The sequence below is a fragment of the Cetobacterium sp. genome, assembly GCF_977044495.1.
The window spans coordinates 1-12169 of sequence record NZ_CDRRQU010000059.1 but is presented as its reverse complement, the minus strand read 5'-3'; the positions used below and the strand labels follow the sequence as shown (position 1 = coordinate 12169).

Sequence of the window (12169 nt, the reverse complement as noted above, 5' to 3'; positions counted from 1 at the left end):
GGTGGTAAAGGCGGTGCTATTTCATTTTCAGAGTTGCCATCAGTTTTAAAAGATTCCGCTTTAAGTAGTTCTAGCTTTATATTCTTTAAGTCTTCTGTATAGACAAATCTATCTTTTTCACTTAAATTTCCATTTTGTAAAAGTGTCTCTAATTTATTTAGTACCTCTGTTTCTTTTTCAGATTTTTTTAGAACTACCTCTGTTATCTGAGCCATCACATCTTTATCTAGCTTTTCTCTCATCTCTTTTAACTGAGCCAAAACTTTTTCTTTCTCAGCCACTGCCTCTTTCTTTCCTTTGAAAACTTCGATAGTTAAGGCATCTAATTTATTCATTAAATCACGATATTCTTTCACGTCATTTCTAGAATCACCATATAGTTTTCCTAACATATTTATATCGTCCTTAATTTTATTGATTTCAGCTAATGATGTCAGTATCTCCTCTTTTTCTTTTATTACCTTTAAAGCTTCTGGATTATTTTCATTCTTTGCCTTTTCAGCTTTTAAATCCTCTAATTTTGTAGCAATCGATTTTTCAGATTCTTTCACTAGTCCTTCAATTTTTTCCTTAGTTGAATCAGAATGAGTCTTATTATTTACATCTGCGTACTCTTTTTCAACTTTATTTTGCTCTTTCTCTGTGAATTTTTCCTCTGTTCCAGATGGGATTTTTTCATAGTTGCTTTCTTCCGCCCCAGGCATAACTTTTTCATAGTGACTCTCTTCTATATCAGGCGCTACTTCATCATAAATAGGTTCCTTCTTTTTCTCTAAATCAGCTAAAAATTCTTTTAAGCCGTTGTTCATATTCTCTAGACCTTCTTTGTATCTACTTACTTCATCCGCCTTTCTCTTCAACTCTTTTTCTAGTGCATCTAACTCTTTTTTCTCTTTCTTTGTCAATTTCTTTTCATTTTGTTTTTCTAGTAGTTCACTTTGCTTATTCAATAAGTCTATAAGTTCTTTTTCTGACTTTTCGAAATTCTTTTGAGTCTCTTTAATTATATACTCCATGATTTTCTTATCATGTTCTGGATCTAAATTATCCTGTGCTTTTTTCACTAAATCGTTGTATCCAGGCTCCTTTTTTTCGGCACCTATTTGTTGTGAATTATCATTTTTTTGAGGTGGTATAGCATTCAATGGCTCTTGATATTGTGGAACTATTTTAGTCTCATTGGCTATATCATTTATTTCAGCTCTTACACCATCATCCTTAGGGAAATCGAATGCGTTATCTTTATCTAAAATAGCGTATTTATCATCGCTTGATTTTGGTACCTCTACATCTGATGTATTTTCTTTTTCCACTTGCGATATCATATCATCAAATATTTTCATGGCTTCATCTTGATTTTTTTTGTAATTCTCTTCACCTTTTCCTATTTGTTCCTGTGCTCTAGTATCTTCTCCTTGATTAAGTTTTTTACTATTTTCTACATCACCAATATTTTTATTACTTACATTCTTAATATTGATATCTGTATCCACATTACTTACTTTTTTCTTTGATGATGATATTGAATCCTTTATACTATTTATCTTATCCTTCATATCTTTTACATTCTGAATTGATCCAGATAAGCTGATATCTCCACCCACTTTTACAACATCTTTATCCACTATTTGAGTATTTTCTAAATCTGTATAGATATCTTTTACTTCACCTTTTTCTCCGTTTAGGCTTATATCTCCATTTACATTTATATTTTCTTGTTTTAAGCCAATTACGCTCTTAGATGTCACCTGTTTGTCTTTTGTATCTCCAATTTTTCCATCTACTCCCATGTCACCCGTAAATCCACCTGATACAGTTATGTGTGCTCCATCTTGCTGTTCAGTTGTCACTAAATCTTTTAGATTTACATTTCCACCTACATTTAGGCTTCCATTTCCTGTTTCCGATCCTAGCACGCCTCCAGTCATATTCAGATCTTTTCCTACATCTACTACGAGGTTACCTCCCGATTTTATACCGGATTGTTTTACTGTTTCTCCATTTTTCCATATATTTCCACCACCAGCGCTAAATCCTAGTTCTCCTTTACCTATAGTATTGCTAGCAGCTCCTATTGAAACATTACCTCCTGCGTTTGCATTGATAGAGTCCTCTTTATAGGATGATTTTTGACTCTCTATATTTAAGTTTCCTCCAACTTTAATATTGGCGTCTTTTTTAGCTTCTATCTCTGCACCTTTAATATTTGTATCTGCACCAGATTTAATAGTCAAGTTTCCATCTGCTTTTATTGTTGAATTTATCATCTCTTTAGAAGTGGATGAAGTTACATCTACATTTGCGCTTCCACCTACTCCTATATCAGTGTTTCCTCCCCATAGAGCGCTGTATCCCGCTGATTGCTCCAACTGGGCTTCCAAATCAACTTTTAATCCAGATTCACTACTTGTTTTCTTAGCCGCTGATACATTGATATTATTCTTAGCATCTAAAGATATATTTTCTTCAGATTTAATATCTACACCATTTAGGTTTATATCTCCCTCTGTAGCTATAATATCGATATTTTTTCCTTTTATTGATGTAATATTTTCACTTGTCTCATTCTTTGTAGAGTTTTCAATAGAAAGATTTACAGATTGTTTGGAGAAAACACCTGCAAGGTCATTGAACAGAAGATTTGTAGCAGCACCAATACCCTGAGCAGCAAGTACTCCTTCATTAGCTTGACCGCTTTTTATCGCTGCATCCATTTTAACTCCAGTATTGATTGTATCAACAACAGAGCTACTTACTCCTTGACTTTGTTTAACTGCAAGAGTGAAACCGTCTGTTTTTTCATTTCTAACATCCTCATATTTAGAAGTATCAACTTTTTTACCTTTAATTGTCACACTGTTTTTAGCTTCGTAATCTCCACCACCTATATCAACAGTATTACCAGCTTTAATAGTTATGTTATCACCTTTTAACTGACTTTCAGACCAAGTAGTTTCATCTACCTCTTTTGTTGAATGCTCTATTTTTAAACCAACCTCTGAGTTTACCAATTGATCCATGTGTGGTTTTCCAGAAGTTGTTGGAGTTTTTTCATTAGAACCATCTAATTTTTCGCTGACAGTCCCACTGGCTCCCCATTCACTTGAGATTTCACCAGAAGCTGACATATCTGCTGTAGATGCACTACCACTTACACCCACACCGCCAATACCTGCGCTTCCATCCGCATATATTCCAACACTTGTAGTTGTAGTTTTTTCGCTGTATTCATTTTTACCAGCTTCAATAGAAACATCATTTTTAGCGATTATTTCAGTATCTTTAGAAGAATTTAATGTTCCATTAACTATTTTAATGTTATTTCCTGAATTTAACTCTATTTTTCCACCAGTTGATATACTGCTTCCCTTTGATGTAGAACTCTTCTTTTCAGTAGTTGTATTTCCACCACCTAACACTTGATATCTAGTATCACTTGTAGATTCCTCAACAGTATTTCTACCATCAAGAATATCGATATTATTTTTAGCATTGATAGATGTATTAGCTCCAGTTTCAATGTTGCTTCCTTTAAGAACCACATTGTTTCCTGAGGAGATATTTAGATTTCCATTTGTAGATATATTGCTTCCCTTTGATAAAGAGGCATTTGTTTTCTTGTCGGACCATTTCACACTTACAAGACCCTTTTCAACACTTGATTGTGCACTGCTACTCTTTTTTGAATAGCTCTCTTGGCTGTCCTCTATAACAACGTTATTTTTAGCGTTTAAGTTTATATCACCTTGAGCATATTCAGTTTTATCATCTTTAGAAATAAGTCCTTCATTAGTTCCGATAGAACTTCCTTTAATGTTGATATCCTTCTCGGCATTGATATTTACATTTGATCCAACTATTTTTGCTTCATTTGAAGTTACCTTACTTGAAGACTCCTTAGAGTAGTTGCTATGATCTATATACTCATTTTTCGAACTGGATGACGTAGTATGAATATCACTGATATTGACACTTCCTCCAGCATTTAGATTTATACTTCCAGCAGCACCTTCAATGATATCAGCGCTATCTTTTTTGAATAGCTCCTCATAGTAGCTTACATCTTTTACAGCTACTTTTTTCTCTTCTTTTGGAGATACTTCAGAGCTTTCATTTTTTTGTTCCTCTTTAGGGAGAACCTCTAACCCACTAGCTGTCAATGAACCACCTTTGATATTGATATCATTTTTCGAATCAATTTGAATACCATTATGCCCATCTATTGAAGCTTTATCAGATACAATTTGATTTCCATCTCTATCTAGTCCCACACTGGATTCAATATTAACTTCATTACCTGATAGGATAATGTTATCTCCTTTCACACTTCCACCAATCATATTTATATCGCCTGAGGCATCAAGCGCAATATTCCCTTTAGTTGATGTTATTCCACCATTTACACCGCCAGAACTATTATTAGTTATATTGCCATCAGATTTAACTATGATATTTCCATTTGCAACTATATTTCCATTTCCATTGTTAAAGGATGTGTTATCTGTTATGAAATCTCCTCCAACTTTGACTGTTGAAGTTCCACCACTTCCTTGACCACTAGCGATTTTAAGTCTTGATTCTTTTGAAAAATAGATTTGTGGTGTTAAAACCTTTGTTCCGTTGACTTCAACTTCAACATACCAGATAATATCCTTATCTAAGTTATTTATTTGTTCTGGTGTCAAAGGCTTTCCAATCTCTAATCCCAATTCTTTTTTAAGTTTAAGAGCATTATCTAGTAGCTCTTTAACAGAATCTGAACTCAACTCACCTGCGTATCCTACAGCTTCTTTAAGCATTTTAGAAAGTAATAGATATTCGTAGTAAGCATCTCCTATTACAGTTGATGGTTTATCTTTATCATATCCTATCTGTTCAAAGAAATAGTTAGAGCCATAGAAATTATTTGGATCTATGAACTCTATATTAGTTTCAAATAGGGGTTGAATCTGACCTGGTTTTGGAGTAGCTGGTTTAAATATTCCGTTTTCTCCAACTGGAATCTCGATAAAAACAATTGGGTTTATTGTTCCTGCTACTGCAACACTTCCAGCCATATTTCCAGTTTCAGCTTTGATAGTCACACCATTGATTGTAACTTCACCTGTTATTATTTCAACATCATGAATTTGCTTTACTCCCTCAATTTCATTTACAGAGTTGATATCTTTAATATTGACATCAGCTACAGTTTTATTCTCTCCACTTTCACCACCGTCGTTACTAAACGCACCTAGAGTATGCTTTAGTTTTCCACCGGATAAAATTTGTGCGTTTGCATTGCTTGCATAATGTTTAAACGTTCCTTTTGTATCCCATTTATCTTGTGAAACAGGTTTATTGTAGGCTCTCCAATCTGCCCCCAATACGCTGGATAAAACTTGAACTAAAGTAGGGTCTTTATGAAGTTTAAGCGATTCATAATATGAGTTTTTACCATTAAAATGGTTCCCATATAGCGCCTCTCTTAAAGTACCTTTGAAAGCGACTCCACTATTTCCATGAGCGCCAGTTCCATAAAGTTTTGTTTCCCAGTGTAGAGTAACTGTTATATTGTCTAGGAACCAATCGATACTTGTTTCTTTATATGGAGTTTTATTTACAACATCTCCTTTTATATTCATATCTTTTACAGAAGAGATTACTCCTGCTTCATTTAAAACACTACTTGCTTCATTTGAATATCCCTCTATACTTAAATCTCCACCAGAATTTATAGAAGCTTTATCTTTTACAACTGAGGTATTTTCTATATTTGGAACATTAACTTTTACATAATCTAGATGGTAGTTAAGAACATCATTCCATTTAGTAACTGTTTCAAACTCTTTGTATCCGCTGATTAGGGGGTTATCGACAATAGTACTTCTATTGACAAGCGAATCTGTTTTTAAAATCATATTTTTACCAGATCTAATAGTTCCACCATCATTTACAATGGATTTTGCTGTTAATTTGACATCCCCTTTTCCTTCTATCACTGCAAGTAAGCTATTGTATATCTCTTTTATTGCGTTTAAAACTAGATTTTGTCCAGCCCATATTGTTGTTCCACTCTCATTTTTTATAGAGTTACCAGATAGTTCAACATCTTTGTTACTTACAATCATACCTTTGTTGATGATATCTCCATCTGTTTGAATAGTGATACTTCCAGGAGTTTGAATCTTATCAACGCTTACACTACCAGAGTTTGCTTTAACAGTGACATCTTTATTTGCGAAGATACTTCCTAAAGTTGAATCTCCATTTGAAGTTATTGAGATATTCTCTTTACTTTGAATTTTTCCCTGATTTTCAAAACTTTTGTTCATATTGAAGTCAGCGCCATTTTCTATTAGAATATCACCACTACTTGAAAAATTATTTCCTTTAATAGTTCCTTGTCCCTTAGTTTCTAATTTTCCTAAGTTTACAAAATTCTTATCTTGAGAGTCAATATTTAGATTGCCATTATTTATGATTTCACCACTATTTTTAAATCCACCTAAGATATCAATATTATTTTTCACAGATGTCTTTGAATTTTTTCCGGATTCAAAGTCTCCTTTTAAAATCAGGTTTTTATTTGTACTCAACTCACCTGACGTAACAAATTTAGAAGCTGAGATATCAATATCATCTCCCACTTTTAAATCTTTAGTCTCAAATATCTCATTGACAATTGCTTTTAGTTTATTTCCAACAGTCAGATTATTAGAAGTAAAAGTTTTTCCTTTGACATCTAAGTTAGCTCCAATATTTGCTACTCCATCATTACGTATATCTCCTTTAGAAGTCAGCGTAGTATTTCCTTTTGTTAAGATTATTCCAGCATTTTCTAACTTATTCACTGTTGTTATAGCTAAGTTATTTGTTTCAATAACTCCTAACTCACTAAATGAGGAGATTTGACTTTTTATATCGCTCAATTGTTTCATCTCGCTATTTAACGCAGTTAGTTGTTTTTTAAGCGCAACAATATTTGAAATATTTGTTTCTGTAAGTAACTTTTCCTCTATCGCTTTAATCTCATTTTGAATGGCGTTAAATCTATTTTCATCAAACGAAGCGACTAATTTTAAATACTTTGAAATAGTTTCATTATTTCCAGTGGATAGGAAACTATTTCCTGTTATAGATATGCTGTTTCCAGCTGTTAATCTACTTGTATTTAAAATATTTCCAATAGTTTCTATGAAAATGTCACGTTCACTTTGAGTGATACCACGATTTACAAAACTATTTCCTTTTATATTTATATCTGTTTTAGCTGTCAATAGACCGCTATTTTCTACGGTATTTGTAGCTTTTATTACAACATTATTTCCAGATAGCACCCCTAAATTGTCTAAATTTTTAATCTCTTCTTTTAAGGCATTTAAACTATTTTCTATGTCTTTAAAATATTTTAGAGTTTCATTTAGGACCTCTTTTTTCTCTGGATTTGTTTCACTATCTATTTTATTTTTTAACTCTTGGATAGTTTTTTTAACATTACTTATATTCTCTTCTGAGTACTGATAAAATGCAGTTAAGTATTTTTCTATCTCTTTTGAGTTTCCAGCATTTACAAGTGAGTTAACTATTAGCTCAAGTTCTTTTACAGCTGTAATTTGCCCGGCATTTAAAAACTGCCCTTTTAGAGCCTGAACTAGTATGTTATCAGCACCTATTTTTCCTGTGTTTGTAATTGATGATTCTGAAATCAATTTTACATTTTTGTCAGTTAAAATCTCACCGTTGTTTATCAGTTCTCCAACAGAGGTTGTCAGCACAATATCACCGTTTGTTGCGATAACTTTTCCAGCGAATGAGTTAATTAACTTTTGAGTTAAAATTGATATTTTTTGTGCGGATATATTTCCGTAGTTTTCAAACCCACCTAAAGAAACCTCTATCTTAAGATTTCCCAGTGGGTCTACAAACTCATTTAATTCTTTTTGATTTTCTCTAATTTCTCCTCTATTGATGAAGCTATTTTCAGCTTTAATATCGATATTTGCCCCTTTGATTACAGAGGATTTATGATTTAAAATTTTCTTGGCATCTATTTTTAAATTTCTGTCAGCTGAAATCAATCCTTTATTTTCAATCTCTTTAGCAAAGATATCAACTTGCGTTCCAATTATTCCTGTGCTAACCCATGTTATCTCATTGGAGCTATATATTTTTCCATTTTTTATATCTTTAGCTTGTAGTTCATCTTTATCGTTTACAAGAATAATTAAATCTAGATTGGGCTTTCCTGGTATAGTTGGAATCATAACCCCTTGAACATCAAGTTTTTCTGATAGATTTACTACAATATTTTTCTTAGATATTATTCTAGCAGATGTTTTATCCGCTAAAGTCAAATTCTTTGCAACAATTTTTATACTTCCATCTGTAGATTGTAGCGCTGATTCTAAGTTGACGTTTCCAGAAATATTTAGGTCTATATTATCTTTTGCTGAAATAGAATTGATAAAGGAGTTTTCCTTATCTCTACTGATGCCTTTTTTTGTAGTAAGATTTTTTCCTTTAATATCTAACCTACCTTTAGAGTTAACAGAAGTTAATACGATATCTCCATTTGAATCTATCGCTATATCTTTTTCGCTAACTATTAGGCCCTCATGTTTTACACCAAGTCCTTCATCAGTACTTATCAGTTTAATATTTTTACCATACATAGAGCCAAACTCAGATGCATATATTCCATATTTATCTGAATTAGTTTTTTTAGATGATAGAATATTTATATCGTTTAATTTTCCCACTTCAGTTGACAGTTTATTTTCACCAGCTATGATTGAAATATCAGGTGAATGCTCCCCTTTTAGTGGAGATATCTCTTTAAATATTTGAACAGTTTTTGCCAAAACATTGAAGTAGTTACCACTTGTACCTACACCATTTAGTTCAATATTTCCCTTTTGAACATCAAAGTTTATATTATTTCCAATGTTAGAAACCTTACCAGTTGAGAGAGTAATTCCGTTTGTATTAATGAAGGTAGCACCATTTAAGGTAATTCCGTTTTCATTGGCTAGAATAAAGTCGGCTTTAGCACCAAATATCTCTATATCCCCGTTGATATTGGATACGTTATTTCCTGTAACCTCATTTAAAATCACTTTAGCGTTGCTAGTTAAGTTAGAGTTTTTAGTGACGTGTCCTCCAATCTGTGAAGTTCCGTTCTCCATACTGTTGTTGAAGATAAGACCATTCCCAGTTCCAACACTAAGATCAATAAATTTGTTGTGAGAAATACCATTAGAATTTGGATTGACAATATTGACAACATCCGTTTTATTGGCGGAGGTATTTAAATTGGGACCTCCATGATCAGGTTTAACCAAATTATTTTCTTTATTTCTAGTTCTTAAATCTCTAGCTTGGAGTTCATCGCAAGCTATTCCTCCAGTAATTAGAAAAGCTACTATCAGACTTAAAGTTATTTTTTGTTTTTTCTTTAAGAACCGTTTTAGTAGCTTTTCATTTTGCTTAATTTCGTACATAAAAACCCTCCTACAAATATTTTGTTCAGGAAATTATATACTAGATTTATCAAGATTTTTTCTTATTTAGGACTCTTCTTTTCTTAGAAAATTGTATAATTCTAACAAGCTATGACTTTCATAGTTTATTCCCCCGAAATATAAATAAGTTAAAAAAGGCCTCTTAAAAAAGGCCTTTTTTAATTGTTTATTTTTTGATACTCGTCACTGAAAATCTATTGTTTATCCTTAGTTTCTGTAGTAAAAGCGTCCAGAAATTCCTTTGATTTAAATGGATTTTCAATAACTTGTTTTTTTAATGTAAATTTAACATTTGGATTATCTCTATAGTTTTCATATAAATATCTTATCTCTTTGGAAGTTACAGAGTTATAAAACGGATTTGTTTCATCAAATATTTCCTTCAATTTTTTAAAATCTACATTATCCCCTTTTCTATTGGTTGTAACAATTCCATCTAATGATAAATATATCTTTCCTCCTTTATCTAAATTTTCTTTTGCTATCAATTTAGTCTTCTCAGCAAAAAAATTCATAAATGCATCATCTAGTCTCTCTTCATTATTATGATACTTATTTATCATCTCATTGACATCATTTGAATAGGATTTAGATGCCTTTGGATTGTCTAAATCTACCTCCTCATACTTTCTTAATGAATTCCTTAAATTTTCTTGTTCAGAACTTATATCCGCAATTTGTCTCAAAGCATCTACAGCCACATTATTTTTCAATAACCCATGAAGAAGATTATTATTATCATCTGTATTTGCATAGTTAATTTTTGCTGTAGATGGCTTGCTTGAATCATTTAAAAATTTGTCATTAAATCTAGCTATTTCAGTTAAATCTGCTTCTGTTATTTTTCCATCTCTTACTTTTCCAGCAAACTCTTTAAGATTACTAAATCCAATTCCTAAATTTAATTTACCAATATAACTGTCAGCATAGAATACATTCTCCGTATTTGGACTTTTATTAGCTACATCTGTCAACTCCTTTCGTCCTAATTTTGTTCCATATAACAATGGAATTTCTCCCAAATTACTATTACTTTCAAATTTATTCTCTAAATTTTTATTATTTCCAGGAATATGTTCTATAACAATGTCTTTATTTTTTTTGATTTTTTCTTGATTACTCAAATATTTTGTTAATTTTTTACTTAAATCCTCTCCAGAGGAAAAAGCTTCTCTTTCTAGTGGTTGTTTTTTATAGTTCTTATTATTTGTCAGCCCACTCTGCACATAGTGTAACTGATTTATAGTGAGTAAACTCACATCATTATCTACAGCTGTGGATATATCAGCATTTTGAATTTTTTTCTTTACTTTACTTTTTACCAATTGATTTTGATCATGGTGAGTTAATTCATGAATTATTGTATCCAAAATCTCTTGATTATTTCTTTTCTTACTTCTTAAAAAAGCTCCAATTGGAACAATATTCATATTAACTTCAGAAGTTTTTTGATTATAAAATCCTTGAGCTAATTTGAAAGCTGTAGCTTTTTCATCTATTTTTACTGTAGCTTTTTCTCCAGTAATTCCAGTAACCTCCTTCAAAGATTCTCGTTTAGCATTTTCTACTATATAGAACAACTTTTCTATTTTTTCTTTATCTCCAGACAACTTGGAATTCATTAAGTTATTAAATTCAGGGTTAGAAATTAGCTTATTAAAAATAGTATTGTTTATATTTTCTCTAATTTCTAAATATTTTTTGTCAAAATCTAGCTGATTATAGATTTTCGATATATTTTTTTGACCTTTAGAATCTAACTCCTCTATCGTATCTGGTTTAATAATTTTTGTATCATTCTCTTTGGCTTGCTTTTGAAGCTTTGTTATACTTTCCATATTAAGTCCATAGTTTAGTTCTTCTATTGCTTTAATCAAATGCTCTTTTGGAATATTATTTACATTTTTAGCAAGAATATCCAATTTTTTTAGAGCTTCTTCATTAGAATCACGATTCCTATAGTTCTCTCTAGCCTCTTGAAATAACTTTTTAAACTCATCATTACTACTACTACTATTATTATTATTATTATTATTGTTATTGTTATTATTATTGTTGCTATTAGCGTTTTTAATATCGTATAACGGATTATCCTTTAACTCCACTTTTCTAGTTACATCTGAGTCTTTGTCACCCACTTTACTATAGATGCTTTCTGGACCACCTATCTCTTCGTATATTGGCTCATTACCTCTTGACAGTCCTTCATACAATGGATTATCCTTCAACTCCTCCTTCCTACTTACATCTGAGTCTTTGTCGCCCACTTTACTATAGATGCTTTCTGGACTACCTATCTCTTCGTATATTGGCTCACTACCTCTTGACAGTCCTTCATACAATGGATTATCCTTCAACTCCTCCTTCCTACTTACATCTGAGTCTTTGTCGCCCACTTTACTATAGATGCTTTCTGGACCACCTATCTCCTCATATATTGGCTCATTACCTCTTGACAGTCCTTCATACAATGGATTATCCTTCAACTCCTCCTTCCTACTTACATCTGAGTCTTTGTCGCCCACTTTACTATAGATGCTTTCTGGACCACCTATCTCTTCGTATATTGGCTCACTACCTTTTGACAGTCCTTCATACAATGGATTATCCTTCAACTCCTCCTTCCTACTTACATCTGAGTCTTTGTCGCCCACTTTACTATAGAT

Annotated in this window: 2 protein-coding genes; both read right to left on the bottom strand. The window is 32.0% G+C overall.

Going from position 1 to position 12169, the window contains the following annotated elements; translation table 11 throughout:
- A partial coding sequence (locus ACWI69_RS10850; protein ID WP_448821857.1) for a two-partner secretion domain-containing protein occupies positions 1 to 9482 on the bottom strand: 9482 nt, incomplete at its 3' end.
- A gap of 215 nt (positions 9483 to 9697) precedes the next feature.
- The coding region (locus tag ACWI69_RS10845; RefSeq protein ID WP_448821856.1) for a hypothetical protein at positions 9698 to 12169 on the bottom strand (2472 nt) is incomplete at its 5' end.